The 15,308-nt window shown below is 70.1% G+C and carries 13 protein-coding genes and 1 riboswitch; of the genes, 7 read left to right on the top strand and 6 right to left on the bottom strand.

Going from position 1 to position 15,308, the window contains the following annotated elements; all coding sequences use genetic code 11:
• The first annotated feature begins 117 nt into the window (after window positions 1-117).
• Complete coding sequence (nagB, locus tag AB0F13_RS02690; protein WP_362073938.1) at window positions 118-903, top strand: glucosamine-6-phosphate deaminase; 786 nt, start codon at window positions 118-120, stop codon at window positions 901-903.
• Between the two features lie 165 nt (window positions 904-1,068).
• Here the strand turns inward: nagB and AB0F13_RS02685 are convergent, their stop codons facing one another.
• The 4 genes from AB0F13_RS02685 to AB0F13_RS02670 form a co-directional block, all read right to left on the bottom strand.
• On the bottom strand, window positions 1,069-2,574 hold the full coding sequence (locus tag AB0F13_RS02685; protein WP_362073935.1) for a glycoside hydrolase family 3 protein: 1,506 nt from the start codon (window positions 2,572-2,574) through the stop codon (window positions 1,069-1,071).
• A gap of 11 nt (window positions 2,575-2,585) precedes the next feature.
• The gene (locus tag AB0F13_RS02680) at window positions 2,586-3,446 is read right to left on the bottom strand and encodes a carbohydrate ABC transporter permease (protein ID WP_362073932.1); all 861 of its coding nucleotides are present in this window, start codon (window positions 3,444-3,446) and stop codon (window positions 2,586-2,588) included.
• Entirely contained in the window at window positions 3,443-4,420 is a 978-nt protein-coding gene (locus AB0F13_RS02675) for a sugar ABC transporter permease (protein ID WP_362073929.1), read from the bottom strand. The genes AB0F13_RS02680 and AB0F13_RS02675 overlap by 4 nt, the downstream gene beginning before the upstream one ends.
• 124 nt (window positions 4,421-4,544) lie before the next feature.
• A complete protein-coding gene (locus AB0F13_RS02670; RefSeq protein WP_362073926.1) occupies window positions 4,545-5,816 on the bottom strand; it encodes an extracellular solute-binding protein in 1,272 nt (423 codons plus the stop codon).
• A gap of 240 nt (window positions 5,817-6,056) precedes the next feature.
• Between AB0F13_RS02670 and AB0F13_RS02665 the strand changes: the two genes are divergently transcribed.
• The 3 genes from AB0F13_RS02665 (at window position 6,057) to AB0F13_RS02655 (ending at window position 8,877) form a co-directional block, all read left to right on the top strand.
• Window positions 6,057-6,824: a GntR family transcriptional regulator gene (locus AB0F13_RS02665; protein WP_362074489.1), complete on the top strand. Its 768-nt coding sequence runs from the start codon at window positions 6,057-6,059 to the stop codon at window positions 6,822-6,824.
• Between the two features lie 400 nt (window positions 6,825-7,224).
• Window positions 7,225-8,265: a radical SAM protein gene (locus AB0F13_RS02660; RefSeq protein WP_362073923.1), complete on the top strand. Its 1,041-nt coding sequence runs from the start codon at window positions 7,225-7,227 to the stop codon at window positions 8,263-8,265.
• Between the two features lie 108 nt (window positions 8,266-8,373).
• On the top strand, window positions 8,374-8,877 hold the full coding sequence (locus AB0F13_RS02655) for a hypothetical protein (protein WP_362073920.1): 504 nt from the start codon (window positions 8,374-8,376) through the stop codon (window positions 8,875-8,877).
• 7 nt (window positions 8,878-8,884) lie between these two features.
• Here the strand turns inward: AB0F13_RS02655 and AB0F13_RS02650 are convergent, their stop codons facing one another.
• Together AB0F13_RS02650 and AB0F13_RS02645 are read right to left on the bottom strand one after the other, a co-directional pair.
• Window positions 8,885-10,369, bottom strand: coding sequence for a SulP family inorganic anion transporter (locus tag AB0F13_RS02650; RefSeq protein ID WP_362073917.1), 1,485 nt, complete (start codon window positions 10,367-10,369; stop codon window positions 8,885-8,887).
• 80 nt (window positions 10,370-10,449) lie between these two features.
• Entirely contained in the window at window positions 10,450-11,064 is a 615-nt protein-coding gene (locus AB0F13_RS02645) for a carbonic anhydrase (RefSeq protein WP_362073914.1), read from the bottom strand.
• A 436-nt stretch (window positions 11,065-11,500) separates the two neighbouring features.
• Here AB0F13_RS02645 and AB0F13_RS02640 point away from each other — a divergent pair, with 436 nt between their 5' ends.
• The 3 genes from AB0F13_RS02640 to mctP all read left to right on the top strand — a co-directional run bounded on the left by AB0F13_RS02640 (window position 11,501) and on the right by mctP (window position 15,021).
• Complete coding sequence (locus AB0F13_RS02640) at window positions 11,501-13,012, top strand: glycoside hydrolase family 3 protein (protein ID WP_362073911.1); 1,512 nt, start codon at window positions 11,501-11,503, stop codon at window positions 13,010-13,012.
• Window positions 13,013-13,114: 102 nt separating this feature from the next.
• The gene (locus tag AB0F13_RS02635) at window positions 13,115-13,393 is read left to right on the top strand and encodes a DUF3311 domain-containing protein (RefSeq protein WP_362073908.1); all 279 of its coding nucleotides are present in this window, start codon (window positions 13,115-13,117) and stop codon (window positions 13,391-13,393) included.
• On the top strand, window positions 13,390-15,021 hold the full coding sequence (mctP, locus tag AB0F13_RS02630) for a monocarboxylate uptake permease MctP (RefSeq protein WP_362073905.1): 1,632 nt from the start codon (window positions 13,390-13,392) through the stop codon (window positions 15,019-15,021). The genes AB0F13_RS02635 and mctP overlap by 4 nt, the downstream gene beginning before the upstream one ends.
• A 142-nt stretch (window positions 15,022-15,163) precedes the next feature.
• A riboswitch (cobalamin riboswitch) is annotated at window positions 15,164-15,308 on the top strand.

Here is a 15,308-nt window from a genome sequence, read left to right as displayed (position 1 = left end):
GCGGTCCGCACCCGCGCCAGCGGGAGAACCGGCCGGAAGCCCGGCGGGCGGCCGGGACCGCTCTGCTAGATTGGTCTATACCACCGAGTTTCATCGTTCAGATCGGCAGGCCCAGTCGTGGAAATTGTCATCGTTCCGGACGCCAAGGCAGGCGGCGAACTGATTGCGGACGCCATTGCCGCCCTGCTGAACCGCAAGCCCGACGCCCTGCTCGGGGTGGCCACCGGCTCGACCCCGCTGCCCGTCTACCAGGCGCTGACGGCCAAGGTCCGCGCCGGCGCCGTGGACGCCTCGCGCGCCCGCATCTGCCAGCTCGACGAGTACGTCGGTCTGCCCGCCGAGCACCCCGAGTCCTACCGCTCGGTGGTCCTGCGCGAGGTCGTCGAGCCGCTGGGCCTGACCGAGGCGTCCTTCATGGGCCCCGACGGCACCGCCGAGGACGTCCAGGCCGCCTGCGAGGCCTACGACCGCGCGCTGCCCGCGGCCGGCGGGGTGGACCTCCAGCTGCTCGGCATCGGTACCGACGGACACATCGGCTTCAACGAGCCGTGCTCCTCGCTGGCCTCCCGCACCCGCATCAAGACGCTGACGCAGCAGACCCGCGTGGACAACGCCCGGTTCTTCGACGGCGACATCGACCAGGTGCCGCATCACGTCATCACCCAGGGCATCGGGACGATCCTGGAGGCGCGGCACCTGGTGCTGCTGGCCACGGGTGAGGGCAAGGCGGATGCGGTGGCGGCGAGCGTGGAGGGGCCCGTCTCGGCGTTCGTGCCCGCGTCGGCGCTGCAGTTGCATCCGCATGCGACCGTGGTCGTCGACGAGGCGGCGGCTTCGAAGCTGAAGCTGGCGGACTACTTCCGCGCGACGTACGCGGCGAAGCCGGCCTGGCAGGGGCTGTAGCTTTCCCCTCCCCGCCCCTACCCGCTTCTTGTCCTCAATCGCCGGACGGGCTGGCTGTGCTTGTGTCCTCAATCGCCGGACGGGCTGGATTTCCAGCCCGTCTGGGGGCACCTCCCAGCGGTAGCTGGGGGACTTTGAGGACCGGGGTGCGGGGCGGAGCCCCGGTTACGGGAAGGGGCGGGACCGGGGAGAGATGACCTCCGCCGCCGCCCGGCCGCAGACACGGGCCGCGCCGTGCGTGGCGATGTACAGCGACCCCACCGGCGGGGCCTGGTTCAGGCCCATCTCGACGACGACCGTGTCCGGGCGGGCGGCGAGCAGCGCGCCGAGCGCCTCGGCCATCCACTCATGCCGGTGCACGTCACGCACGACCGCCACGATCCGCCGCTCCCCCGCCGCCCGCAGCACCGCCTCGGCCCCGGCCCCGGCCGCATCGCTCCCGTACGTCCCGGTCTCCGTGCCCGGCCGGAGCCGGGCCAGTTCCGCCCCCACGCCCCACGGCGTCTCGTCGCCGACGGCGATGTTGGCCAGGGGCGTGAACGCGGCCACGTGGACGGGCCCGGACACCTGCTCGTACCCCGCCGAAGCGGTCACCCGCAGTGCGCGCCGCGCCGCCTGGAGCCCCACTTCGGGGGCCGGTGCGACTCCCTCCCGTGCCGCACCCGCCCCCGAGGTCCAGCCCGCCAGGGCGCGTACGCGCGCGGCCGCGTCCGCGAGCCGTTCCTCCGGCAGGTCCCCGGACCGTACGGCCGCGGCGAGCGCGTCGCGCAGCCGCAGCACGGTGTCCTCGTCGGCCAGGCCGCCGCCGACGCAGATGGCGTCGGCGCCCGCGGCGATGGCCATGACGCTGCCGCGTTCGATGCCGTACGTGCCCGAAATGGCCTGCATCTCCATGCCGTCGGTGACGATGAGGCCGTCGAAGCCCAGGCCGCCGCCGGCGACGGGCGCCCGGAGCAGGCCGTGCAGGGCGGCGGGGCTGAGGGTGGCGGGCAGGGCGGCGTCGAGCGCGGGCAGCAGGATGTGGGCGCTCATCACGGCCTTGGTGCCGGCGGCCACGGCGGCGCGGAACGGCACCAGTTCCCGCGCCAGCAGCGTCTCCATGTCCGCGTCGATGCGCGGCAGGTCGTGGTGGGAGTCGACGGCGGTGTCGCCGTGGCCGGGGAAGTGCTTGGTGCAGGCGGCGACGCCGGCGGCCTGCAGGCCCTCGACGTAGGCGGCGGTGTGCCGGGCCACCAGGTGCGGGTCGGCGCCGAAGGACCGTACGCCGATGACCGGGTTGTCCGGGTCCGAGTTGACGTCGGCGGACGGCGCCCAGTTGAGGTTGACGCCGCACGCCGCGAGGCGGCGGCCGAGCTCGCGGGCGACGGCGCGGGTCAGGCCGGTGTCGTCGACGGTGCCGAGGGCGAGGTTGCCGGGGAAGGAGGAGCCCGTACGGACCTCCAGGCGGGTGACGTCACCACCCTCCTCGTCGATGGCGACGAGCACGTCGCCGCGCTCGGCACGCAGCTGCGCCGTCAGGGCGGCCAGCTGCTCGGGCGAGGCGATGTTGCGGCCGAAGAGGCCGACGGAGGCGAGGCCCTCGCCGAGCCGGCGCAGCAGCCATGCGGGGGCGGTGGTGCCGGTGAAGCCGGGCTGGAGGACGGTGAGGGCGTCCCGGGTGAGCGTGTCCATGGGAAGTAGTGCTAGCCCTTCACTGCGCCGGACGTCAGACCGCCGACCGCCTTGCGCTGGAGGATGACGAAGAGGATGAGGATCGGCACGGCGAAGAGCGAGGAGGCGGCCATGGTGGCGCCCCAGTCGTCGCCGAAGGTGGTGCGGAAGCCGGTGAGCCACAGCGGGAGGGTCTGCGCGCCGGGGTCCTTGTTGAGGATCAGGACCATCGGGAACTCGTTCCAGACGGTGATGAAGCCGAAGAGCGAGGTGGCCATGAGGCCGGGGGCGAGCAGCGGGAAGATCACCTTGATGAAGGCCTGGGTGCGGGTGCACCCGTCGACCATCGCGGACTCCTCCAGCTCCTTGGGCACGGCGGCGACGTAGCCGCGCAACGTCAGCACGGTGAAGGGCAGCACCATGACGGTGTAGATGGCGATGAGCGGCGGAAGGCTGTTCAGCATGTCGGCGTCGCGCACGATCATGTAGTACGCGATGACCATGACCTCCCAGGGGGCCATCTGGGCCATCATCATGACGAGGATGAAGCTCTTGCGGCCCTTGAAGCGCATGCGGGCCACGGCGAAGGACGCGAGCAGCGCGATGACCAGCGACAGCGCGACCGCGACGAGGGTGACGGCGAAGGAGTTGCCCACGAAGGTCCAGAAGCCGTCCGCACCGACCGCCTTGGTGAAGTGCTCGAAGGTGGGGCTGGTGGGGAACCAGACGGGGGTGTCGCTGACGATGTCCTTGTTGGCCTTGAAGGCCGTGGCGAACATCCAGTAGACGGGGAACGCGAAGACGGCGAAGAGGACGACCGCCGTCGCCCCCGGCCAGACGCGGCCGGGCAGCGAGCCGGAGCCCGTCCGGCGATTGAGGACCACACGCTTCACAGCTCGTCCTCCTCTTGCTTGAGAACCAGGCGCAGGTAGTAGGCCGTCAGGGCGAGCAGAATCACGATGGTGAGAATCGAGATCGCGGCGCCCATGCCGAAGTGCTGGCCGCCCATGCCCTCCTGGAAGGCGTAGACGGGCAGGGTCTCGGTGAGCCGGTCGGGACCGCCCTCGTTGATCGCGAAGACCTGGGTGAAGGCCTTGAAGACCCAGATGACCTCGAGGAAGGTCGTGGCGAGGAAGAACGGCTTGAGGAAGGGGAAGGTCACCGAGGTGAACTGCTTCCAGGTGCCGGCGCCGTCCAGCGAGGCCGCCTCGTACAGCTCCTTCGGGATCGTGGTGGTGGCCGCGTAGAGGTTGATCGCCACGAAGGGGACCGACTGCCAGACGATCAGCACGGTGATCACGAAGAAGGTGGAGAACTGGCCGCTGGTCCAGTTGTAGCCGGCCATCGCGTGCCAGCCGAGCAGGTCCAGCAGGTGGTTGACGACGCCGAAGCGCTGGTCGAACAGCCACTGGAAGACGGTGGTCGCGGCGACGACGGGCATGGCCCAGGCGAGGACGAGGCCGAGCGAGAGCAGCAGCCGCAGCCTGGTGCCCAGGCGGGCGAGCAGCAGCCCGGTCAGACAGCCGGCCGCCATGATCAGGACGACGTTGGCGGCGGTGAAGACGATCGAGCGGCCGGTGACGGCCCAGAACTCGGAGTTGCCCAGGGCCTCGCTGTAGTTGTCGAGGCCGGTCCACTCGGTGACGTGCCGGATCAGCTGGCGCTTGTTGAGGTTCTGGAACGACAGCAGGCCGTTCTTGACCATCGTCCAGCCCAGCAGCAGCACGGTGAGGACGACGGTGGGGAGGATCAGCAGGTAGGGGACGCTCTTCGCGGCCCGTTCCGTGCGGGGGCGGGGCGGCGGGCCGCCGCCTTTGCCGATCCGGGGGGCGGGTTCCGCCGCCACCTCTTCGGTCTGCGCTGACATCGTCGTCCGCCTTCTCCCCTGTCGAACGGTGTTACGTGCACGCGGTTCCGTACGGGCCGGGAGGCCGTGGCCGGGGGCCGGGCCGGGAGGCCGTGGCCGCCCGGCCCGTACGGGACCGGTCAGGTCACTGCTTCTGGCTGAGGCGCTTGTTCATGTCGGCCTCGACCTGCTTGGCGGCTTCCTCGGGCGACTTGCCGCTCAGGACGGCCGTCATATAGGCCTTGATCGGGTTCGGCGCGTTCTCCACCGCGGCCCACTCGGGGATCAGCGGCGTGGTGCCGCCGCTCTTGGCGGCGGGGGCGGCGGCCTCGGCGGCCGCGTTGCCCTTCACGTTGGTGAGCAGCGACTCCTTGTTCGGAATCGAGCCGACCTCCTTGGCCAGCGCGCCCTCGTTCTTGTCGGACAGCGCGATCTTCAGGAACTCCTTGGCGAGCTCCTTCTTCTTGCTGCCCTCGGAGACGGCGAGGTTGGAGCCGCCGAGAAATACGCCCTCGGGCTTGTCGGCGCTCTCACCGGGAATGGTGAAGTAGCCGATCTCCTTCTCGATCTCCGGGTTCGCCTTGACGGCGGTGGCGGCCTCCCAGCCCATACCGATGAAGGCGCCGGTCCTGCCCTTGGCGAAGATGTCGGCCTGCTGCGGAGTGGCCTCGTCCTTGTCCTTGGGTGCCTTGCTGAAGGCCTGGTACTGCTTGTAGACGTCCATGGCCTTGGCGACCTTGGGGTCACCGAGGTTGGACACGTACTTCTTGCCGTCCTTCTTCACCAGGTCCGCGCCGGTGCCGATGGTCAGGCCGTCGAAGAAGTACCAGTTCTGGCCGGGCAGGTAGAGCGGCTCGGCGTCGCCCTTCTTCTGGATGGCGTCGAGGTCCTTGAAGAATTCGTCGCGGGTCTTCGGGGTGTCCTTGATGCCCGCGTCGGCCCAGATCTTCTTGTTGTAGATGACGACGCGGTTGGCGGCGTACCAGGGCGCGGCGTACTGCTTGCCCTCGAAGACGGACGGCTTGTTGAGGGAGCCGGTCCAGTCCCCGCCGATCTCCTTCTTCAGGTCCTCGAGCTCGGCGAGACCACCGGTCTGGGCGTAGGAGGGCGTCTGGGTGTTGCCGATCTCGACGACGTCCGGCGGGCTGGACTCGGAGAGGGCGGTGGTGAGCTTCTGCTGGATGCCGTCCCACTTCTGGACCTGGATGTCCAGCTTCGCCCCGGTCTTCTGTTCGAACTCGGCCTGAACGGCCTTCGTCCAGGCCGGCGGATTCGAGCCATCCATGAACCAGACGGTCAGGGACTTGGCCTTGGAACCGTCGCCACCGGTCTCCTTGTCACTGTCGCTGGACCCACAGGCAGCAACACTCACCAACATGGCCGCGACACCCGTCGCCGCTATGAGCCCACGCTTCACAGCACTCTCCTCAAGGACCGAATGTGGTCTTTAATGGTTTAGACCAGTGCCCGCAGCTTGGCCTAGACCTTTTGGGGTGTCAAGGGTGTATAAGAGTCGCTGTCGGCTCCGTTACCGGACCGACACCTCGAGGTCTACCTGGGCTTCTCGGCCCCCTCGGGCTCTGCCCGTGCCACCATGTGACCGCGATAGACGGAGGAGCCGGTGACGGCAGCAGGAACGGAGTCGGGAAGGCGCGCCATGGCGACCGAGGGCGGCACGACGGAAGGCGGCGGCACCACGGGTGGCGCGCGGACCGCGCGCGTTCCCAAGTATTACCGGCTCAAACGGCACTTGCTGGACATGACCGAAACCATGCCCCCCGGCACCCCTGTGCCGCCGGAGCGCACGCTGGCCGCCGAGTTCGACACATCGCGCACGACGGTGCGCCAGGCCCTGCAGGAACTGGTCGTCGAGGGACGGCTGGAACGCATCCAGGGCAAGGGGACGTTCGTCGCGAAGCCCAAGGTCTCGCAGGCCCTGCAACTGACCTCCTACACGGAGGACATGCGGGCACAGGGGCTCGAGCCCACCTCCCAGCTCCTGGACATCGGCTACGTCACCGCCGACGACCGGCTCGCCCAGCTCCTCGACATCGTGACGGGCGGCCGCGTCCTGCGCATCGAGCGGCTACGGCTCGCCAGCGGCGAGCCCATGGCGATCGAGACGACCCACCTGTCGGCGAAGAGGTTCCCGGCGCTGCGCCGGAACCTGGCGAAGTACACCTCGCTCTACACCGCCCTGGCCGAGGTCTACGACGTCCACCTGGCGGAGGCGGAGGAGACGATCGAGACGTCCCTGGCCACCCCCCGCGAGGCGAGCCTGCTCGGTACGGACGTGGGCCTGCCGATGCTCATGCTCTCGCGGCACTCGGTGGACGCGGAGGGCAAGCCGGTGGAGTGGGTCAGGTCCGTATACCGCGGGGACCGGTACAAGTTCGTGGCGAGGCTGCGGCGGCCTACGGAGTGACGAATGACGGCGGCCCCCGGCTCCCCGGCCTGAGCCGGGGAGCCGGGGGCCGGGCTGTTCTCCGCATCTCGCATACCCACGCGCCCTTACCCCACAACGGCGCGCTCCCAAGGGAATTCCTCCGGGTCTAGACCTATTGACGCTCGTGACGGCGACTTCTAGTGTCGCCCGGAGCCGAACCTCTGGCCTTGCGAGACCCTTGCGAGACCCTTGCGAGAGTTGCGAGAGGAACACCATGAACGACGCCGCTCCCGTGCGGAGTTATGAAGCGGCTGCCCCCGATGGCCGTCCCGGTCTCCCCTTGGTCAGTCCCGACAGCACGCACTCGCCGCAAAGGGTGCTGGCCCATGGTGAGTTGCTGCGCCGTTTCGTCGGGGGAAAAGAGATCCGGCCGGTCCATATGCACATCAGCATCGTGGGCACCTCCACCACGCGGCGCGATTTCCGCAATGCCCACTCGCCGGACGAGGAACAGTTCTACGACATTTTCTCTTTCAACGACTCCGTTTCCACGGACAACGCCATTTCCCTGCTGCGGCAGTTCGCCGCCAACGACGGGCGCGCCGTGACCTTCTGCGGCAGCGGCGAGTGCACGACCCACCCCGGCTACCCCGCGATCTGCGACGCGGGCCACGAGGCGGGCCTGCGGATCGGGCTGATCACGAATGGCTCCCGGCTCGGCCGCCGCGTGACCGCGGAGTGCGTCGCCTCCACCCACACATGGGTGCGGATCGGGCTGAACGCCGGCACCGAGGCCACGTTCGACGCCATCACCCGCGACCGTGAGGACACCTTCGTCTCCTTGCTGGAGAACGTCGGGCGGCTGCGGCAGTCGGCGATCGACCCGGACTTCCGCATCGGCTTCCACTATGTGATCACCGCGCGGAACCACCGCGAGATCATGGCAGCAGCGCACGTCGCGCGGGAGGCGGGGGCGCACTACATCCGCTTCGAGCCGGAGCTCTCCGGCGCGCTCGGACACGCGACCGCCGAGCCCGTCATGGACGAGGTCACGGCCGCGCTGGGCGAGGCGGCCGGGCTGGCCACCGGCGCGTTCGAGGTCTCCGTGCCCGAGCTCGACCAGGGTCCGACGGACCGGGTCGGGGCAGTGGAGGGCGACTTCGGCCGCTGCCATTACAGCCGCTTCGTGACCGCCGTCGGTGCCGACGGCAACCTCTACCCGTGTCCGCAGGTGCACCTCGACAGCCGTTACCGGCTCGGCAATGTGATCGACGACGGCTACGCCGAGGTCCTCGGAGGCGGCCCGCGGGCGGAGTGGGAGCAGTCCGATCCGCTCTGCACCGACCGGTGCAAATCCTGTTTCTACCGCCCCAGAAACGAACTCCTGGAGCTGCTCCGGCACCGCCGGACGGAGCTCGACGAGGCTCTCGGGGCGTACGCACTCGAAGTGCCCAGCACGCTGCACGCCGACTTCGTCTGACGTACGCGTCGAGCCGCTGGGCCGGCCGGCCGGGCGGGGCTACGGCGGCCCCGAGGCCTTCGCGACCCGGGGGTGAACAGCACGGAGATCACCACGTACGGTATCGGAATGAGCCAAGCCGTCGATGCGGTCGATGCAGCCGCGACCGCCCTGAACGAGCGTTCCTGGACCCCTTCGGACTACGAGCTGGCCCTGGCCCGGGAGTTCCTCTCCCGCCGCGACGGGCTGCCGCCCCGACTGCTGCCGGGCATGCCCGCGTGCCCCACCCCGCAGGGCTGGGGCACGCAGCACGTGCTGTGGCTGGAGGACGTCGCCCACCTCGCCGACGAGATGCTCAACGCCTGGCAGCCCTGGCTGCCGGCGAGCCACATGATGGCCCTGCTCGGCGCCTACGGCGGACTGGCCCGCTCGGTCCAGCCGCTGTCCGCGCAGCTGGCCCAGGCGTGGGAGGCCGAGTGGTCGGGCCCCATAAGCCCGCAGGAGACCTCATGGTGGGAGGACTGGCACCTGCCGCCGGAGCAGCGGCAGCAGCTCGACGCGCTGACGGACCGCCTGGTCGTGGTGGGCTCGGTGATGGTCATGGCCGTCAACCGCGGCGGAGCGGCGGGCTGACGCTCCCCTACGCCACGCCCACCACCTCCGGGTGCCGCACCCGTACCGCCTCCACTCCCGCTCCGTTGTGACGTGCCGCCCAGCTCTCCAGGGCGGTGCGGCACGCGTGGTCCAGGTGGCGGACGCCGGACAGGTCGAGTTCGATGGGGCGGTCCTGCGGGAGGGACTCCAGAGTGTCCAGGAGGCGGGGGAGGCGGAGGAACGTGGCGTGGCCCGTGACCGTCACGACCAGGCGTCCGCCCGTCAGTTCGCGGACCTCGGCCTGGACGTGGGAGGTCTCCCAGGCCGACTTCACCACGGCGAGCAGCAGGCCGAGCACCACGCCCTCGAACATGCTGGTCGTCACGATCGCGAGGGCCGTGACCGCGAGGATGACGGCCTCGCCGCGGTGGTCGCGCCACAGGGGGGCGAGCTCCTTGACGGGGACGAGCTTGCAGCCCGCGTGGACCAGGACGCCCGCGAGGGCCGCCAGGGGGATGATGCCGATGGCGGCCGGGAGCAGGACGGCGAACAGCAGGAGCCAGACGCCGTGCAGCAGCCGGGAGAGGGAGGTCCTGGCGCCGGCCTGGACGTTGGCGGCGCTGCGGACGATGACGGCGGTCATGGGCAGGGCACCGAGGACGCCGCAGACGGTGTTGCCGACGCCCTGCGCCAGGAGTTCCTTGTTGTAGTCCGTGGGGTCGCCGTCGTGCATGCGGTCGACCGCGGCGGCGCTGAACAGTGACTCCGCCGAGGCGATGAGCGTGAAGGCGAGGACCGTACCGAGGGCGGCGACGCTGCCCAGGGTCGTCAGGTCGTTCAGGCCCGGGGGCTGGACGGCGTCGATGAGGCCCCGTACTTCGACGTTGGCCACGTTCAGGCCGCCCAGTGCGGTCACGGCCGTGGCCAGGGCGACGGCGACCAGGGGTGCGGGGACGAGCTGTGCCTTCGCCGGGAGCTTCTTCCACAGGACGAGGACGGCTATGGTGCCGGCGCCGACCGCGAGGGAGACCGGCGCGGTCCGGCCGGTGGCGACGTCGGCGACCAGTCCCGGCACGCCGGTGATCTTCTCCAGGCCCGAGCGGGGCTGCTTGGCCCCGGCCATGGTGTACAGCTGGCCGAAGAGGAGGACGAGTCCGATGCCCGCGAGCATGCCCTGGACGACGGCGACCGATATCGCGCGGAACCAGCGGCCGAAGCGCAGGGCGCCCAGGGCGAGTTGCAGCAGGCCGGTGACGAGGACGATGGCGCCGAGTGTGCCGAGGCCGAACTCCCGCACGGCTTCGAAGACGAGCACGGTCAGCCCTGCCGCCGGGCCGCTGACCTGGAAGGTGCTGCCGGGCATGGCGCCGACGACGAGGCCGCCGACGATGCCGGTGATCAGGCCGAGCTCGGCCGGCACCCCGGAGGCGACGGCCACGCCGACGCACAGCGGCAGGGCCACCAGGAAGACGACGAGGGAGGCGAGCGCGTCACGGCGCAGGACGGGAGGGTCTTTGAGGCTGGAGAGCATGGGTGAGGGTTCCTTGTGGTTCAAGGTGGTGCACGGCGGAGTGCTGCGTGAGGAGCGGCTGCGTGAGGAGCGGCTGCGCGCTACAGCGGGCCGAAGGCACGGCTGCCGCCGGGCCGGTGCGCCCTGACCGCACCGGTGTGCACCTCGTAGTACCAGGCGTGGAGGGACAGCAGTCCGTCGTCCATGCGTTCACGTACGCACGGGTAGGCGCGCAGCCTGTCGAGCTGGGCGACCGCGTGCTGCTGCACCGCCTCCGCCATGTCGGCGGGGACTGCGGAGGGGTCCTTCACCCGCGGGGCCCGCACGGCCCGCGGTACGGCACGTTCCAGCCAGCCCCGCACGGCTGGGGCGGACGAGAGGTCGTCGTCCCGCACGATGGCGCTCACCGCTCCGCAGTGGGAGTGCCCGCAGACGATGATGTCGCGGACATTGAGGACGCGGACCGCGTACTCGATGGTCGCGGTCTCACCGGCGGGGTGGTCGTTGTGGTACTCGGGAACTATGTTGCCCGCGGTGCGGAGCTCGAAGAGTTCGCCGGGGCGCGCGCCGGTGATCAACGACGGTACGACGCGCGAGTCGGAACAGGTGATGAACAGGGCCTCGGGGGACTGTCCGGCCTCCAGGGGCCGGAAGGTCTCGGCGTTCTCGGCCACGTGGCTCGCGAACGAACGGGCGTTGTCAATGAGCGACTTCATGTTGGCCTGCCTCCTGCACCCCTTCAATCAGAGGGGGGCGCGGTGTGGTCGGGTCGGGTCATGTCAGGTCGGATCGGCATTGCCGGACAGCGGGCGCCACGACGGCGGGGCGCCAACGGCAGCCGTGATGTGTCCGATTCTCCACGGCTGCCGCTACGAGCACTTTACCCACACATTACCTGCCGATGACAGTCTTTATCTTTCTCAAACAGCGGGCGCAGGGGCGCACTTGACGTGTTACGGATAACACCCGCACTCCACACCGCACTCCACGCCGCGATCAACACCGCTACATGCCTGACCATTTGGACTGCTCAGAGGCATTCACGGCGTCCTTGACACCCTGATTGGTACAGTCCAATATCCCGACTGTCCGGGCAACCGGGGCACCGGACATGCGCGCGGCACCGTGCGGTGCCGGCCGGAGGGGGCGCACATGAAACTCACGCAGCTGACCCACGCGGTGCTGCAGCCGGGGTTCGAGGGCACGACGGCCCCCGACTGGGTCCGCCGCCGGATCGCCGACGAGGGCCTCGCCTCCGTCGTCCTCTTCGGACGCAACATCTCCACGCCCGAACAGGTCGCCCGGCTCACCTCCGCCCTCCGCGCCGAGAACCCCGACCTGATCATCGCCATCGACGAGGAGGCGGGCGACGTCACCCGGCTGGAGGCCTGGACCGGCGCCTCGCGCCCCGGCAACCTCGCCCTGGGCGCGGTCGACGACACCGCGCTGACCGAGTCGGTCGCCCAGGACACCGGCCGGGAGCTGCACGCGGCCGGCGTCACCCTCGACTACGCGCCCAGCGCCGACGTCAACTCCAACCCCCGCAATCCCGTCATCGGCGTGCGGTCCTTCGGCTCCGACACCGCGCTGGTGGCCCGGCACACCGCGGCCTGGGTGCGCGGACTGCAGTCGGCGGGGGTCGCCGCCTGCGCCAAGCACTTCCCCGGCCACGGCGACACGGCCGTCGACTCCCACCACGACCTGCCCACCGTCGCCGCCTCCGCCGCCGAGATCGCGGTGACCGCCCTGCCGCCCTTCGTCGCCGCGATCGAAGCGGGCGTACGCGTCGTGATGACCGGCCACCTGCTCGTCCCCGCCCTCGACCCCGGCTTCCCCGCGACCCTCAGCCGGCGCATCCTGACCGGCCTGCTGCGCACCGAGCTGGGCTTCGACGGGCTCATCGTCACCGACGGCATCGAGATGAGCGCCGTGACCTCGCGCTACGGCATCGACGGCGCGACCGTGGGGGCCGTCGCGGGCGGCGCGGACGCCGTGTGCGTCGGCGGCGAGAGCGCGGCGGAAGCGGTGACCGAACAGCTGACGGCCGCGCTGGCCGGGGCCGTTCACGACGGCACGCTGCCGGAGGAGCGCCTGGCCGAGGCGGCCGGCCGGGTCGCGGAGTTCGCCACCTGGTCCGGGGAGCGGTTCAGGGCCCGTACGGCCGGGGACGGCGTACGCTCCGGCATCGGGCTCAGTGCCGCCCGGCGCGCCCTGCGCGTCGTCGGGCCGCCGGCCGGTGCCCTCCCCCTGGGCGCCGACCCGCACGTCGTCGAGTTCGCCCCCGCCTCCACCCTCGCCATCGACCGGCAGACCCCCTGGGGTGTGGCCGCGCCCCTGCGCGAACTGCGGCCCGCCGCCACGTCGGTACGGCTGACCCAGCGCGAACTCGCCCGTGACGCCGGCCTGCTGGGCCGCACCGCGCTCGCCCCGGCCACCGGGCGCCCCCTGGTCGTCGTGGTCCGCGACGCCGCCCGGCACGCCTGGATGGCCGACGCCCTCGGCCGTCTCCTGGGCGAGCGGCCCGACGCGGTCGTCGTCGAGATGGGCGTCCCCACCGCCGCCACGCCCGGCGCCGTGCACGTGGCGACGTACGGCGCCACCCGCGTATCGGGGCAGGCCGCGGCCGAGTTCCTCGCGGGGACAAGCGGAACCGGCACCGTCTGACGTTGTCATTCCGATATGCGGATAGGGGGTGACGTCCCGAGGCGCCCTCCCCTAGATTTCCTGCGCATTACGCACGTGATCGCACAGGGGACGGAGTCACGCATGTCTGAACCACCCGCGCAACCACCCGGAAACGGCCGCAGACCGGTCGTCACCGTGCCGCTGATCATCGCCGGCGTGTGCCTGGCGGTGCCCTTCGCGGCGATGCTCTGGGTCGACTCCTACTCCCGTCTCACCCCGGCCTTCATCGGCATTCCCTTCTTCTACTGGTACCAGATGCTGTGGGTCGTCCTTTCGACGCTGCTCACCGTCGCCGCCTACGTCATAGTCCGCCGCCACGAGCGGCGGACGCGGGAAGCGGCGGGGGGTGAGTCCCGGTGAAGGACGGCGTGAACGGTGTGGCACTCACCGTCTTCATCATCTTCTTCCTCGCCGTGACCGTCATGGGCTTTCTGGCCTCGAAGTGGCGGCGTGCGGAGAACGCGAACAATCTCGACGAGTGGGGCCTGGGCGGCCGCTCCTTCGGTACCTGGGTCACCTGGTTCCTGCTGGGCGGCGACCTCTATACCGCCTATACGTTCGTGGCCGTTCCGGCCGCCATTTACGCGGGCGGCGCGGCGGGCTTCTTCGCGGTGCCGTACACCATCCTGTGCTACCCGCTGGTGTTCACCTTCCTGCCGCGGCTGTGGTCGGTCTCGCACAAGCACGGCTATGTGACCTCCTCGGACTTCGTCCGGGGCCGGTTCGGCTCCAAGGGCCTCTCGCTCGCCCTGGCGCTGACGGGAATTCTCGCCACCATGCCGTACATCGCGCTGCAACTGGTCGGCATCCAGGCCGTTCTGGATGTGATGGGCGTCGGCGGCGGCGAGAACACCAACTGGTTCGTGAAGGACCTGCCCCTGCTCATCGCCTTCGGCGTGCTCGCGGCCTACACCTATTCCTCGGGGCTGCGCGCGCCCGCGTTGATCGCGTTCGTCAAGGACACCTTGATCTACATCGTGATCATCGTGGCGATCGTCTACATCCCGATCAAGCTCGGCGGCTTCGACCACATCTTCGCGAAGGCGGGTGACGCGTTCGCGGCCGAGAATCCGGCCACCGGCAAACCACGCGGCTCACTCGTTCCCGGCGCACAGGCGCAGTGGTCCTACGCCACACTCGCACTCGGATCGGCGATGGCGCTGTTCCTGTATCCGCACTCGGTGACCGCGGTCCTCTCCAGCAGGAGCCGTAATGTCATCCGCCGCAACACCACCATTCTTCCCCTCTACTCCCTGATGCTGGGCCTGCTGGCCATGCTCGGCTTCATGGCCGTCGCCGCCGGGGTGAAGGTCAAGAACGGTCAGCTGGCGATTCCGCAGCTCTTCGAGGACATGTTCCCCGACTGGTTCACGGGGGTGGCCTTCGCGGCGATCGGCATCGGCGCGCTCGTTCCGGCCGCGATCATGTCGATCGCCGCCGCGAATCTGTTCACCCGCAACATCTACAAGGACTTCATCAAGCCGGACGCCTCGCCCGAACACGAGGCGAAGGTCTCCAAGCTCGCCTCCCTGCTCGTCAAGGTCGGCGCCCTCGTCTTCGTCCTGACCATGGACAAAACGGTCGCCATCAACTTCCAGCTGCTGGGCGGCATCTGGATCCTGCAGACCGTCCCGGCGCTCGTCGGCGGCCTCTTCACCCGCTGGTGCCACCGCTGGGCGCTGCTCGCGGGGTGGGCGGCCGGCATGACGTACGGGACGTGGCGGGCATACGAGACGCCGAGCGCCACCCAGGATCATTTCGGGAATACCAACCTCATTCCCCTCATCGGCGAGAAGGGGTACATCGGCCTCACCGCCTTCCTCCTCAATGTGATCGTCGTCATCGTGGCGACGTTCGTCCTCAGGGCACTGAAGGTGCCGGACGGCGTCGACCGGACCCGGCCGTCGGACTACACCGCCGACGCCGGCGACCCCGGCGTCCGTACGGACCTCCCCCCGGCCACCGTGGGAGCCCCCGGCGGGCACTGACCCGTCCCCCCTCCCGGAGGGCCGTCACATCCCCGCCCAGGGGGCGTGGCGGCCCTCCTCTCTTACCCTGCAGGGCCCGCCCGTTAGCACATTCCGCAACCGCTTCATGACGGGACGACACAACATGTGGGGGCGCGTACGAGGCCCGGCACTAGATGTATGCTCGTGCTCGCTGTCGTCGCAGGGGAATCCGGTGGAAATCCGGAACTGTCCCGCAACGGTGTATGTGTGCGCATATACACAGCGCACCCGAAGTCCGAGGACCTGCCGACAGCGCGTCCACCACC

This window comes from Streptomyces sp. NPDC026206 (genome assembly GCF_040638465.1).
Taxonomy (GTDB): domain Bacteria; phylum Actinomycetota; class Actinomycetes; order Streptomycetales; family Streptomycetaceae; genus Streptomyces.
This window is presented reverse-complemented; position numbering and strand designations above follow the sequence as displayed.

Excerpts from the sequence above, each read along its gene's own strand:
- AB0F13_RS02640 (WP_362073911.1), top strand. The coding sequence starts at position 11,501 with ATGAAACTCACGCAGCTGACCCACGCGGTGCTGCAGCCGGGGTTCGAG.
- AB0F13_RS02660 (WP_362073923.1), top strand. The coding sequence starts at position 7,225 with ATGCACATCAGCATCGTGGGCACCTCCACCACGCGGCGCGATTTCCGC.
- AB0F13_RS02675 (WP_362073929.1), bottom strand. The coding sequence starts at position 4,420 with ATGTCAGCGCAGACCGAAGAGGTGGCGGCGGAACCCGCCCCCCGGATC.
- AB0F13_RS02685 (WP_362073935.1), bottom strand. The coding sequence starts at position 2,574 with ATGGACACGCTCACCCGGGACGCCCTCACCGTCCTCCAGCCCGGCTTC.
- AB0F13_RS02645 (WP_362073914.1), bottom strand. The coding sequence starts at position 11,064 with ATGAAGTCGCTCATTGACAACGCCCGTTCGTTCGCGAGCCACGTGGCC.
- AB0F13_RS02635 (WP_362073908.1), top strand. The coding sequence starts at position 13,115 with ATGTCTGAACCACCCGCGCAACCACCCGGAAACGGCCGCAGACCGGTC.
- AB0F13_RS02665 (WP_362074489.1), top strand. The coding sequence starts at position 6,057 with ATGGCGACCGAGGGCGGCACGACGGAAGGCGGCGGCACCACGGGTGGC.
- AB0F13_RS02650 (WP_362073917.1), bottom strand. The coding sequence starts at position 10,369 with ATGCTCTCCAGCCTCAAAGACCCTCCCGTCCTGCGCCGTGACGCGCTC.
- AB0F13_RS02655 (WP_362073920.1), top strand. The coding sequence starts at position 8,374 with ATGAGCCAAGCCGTCGATGCGGTCGATGCAGCCGCGACCGCCCTGAAC.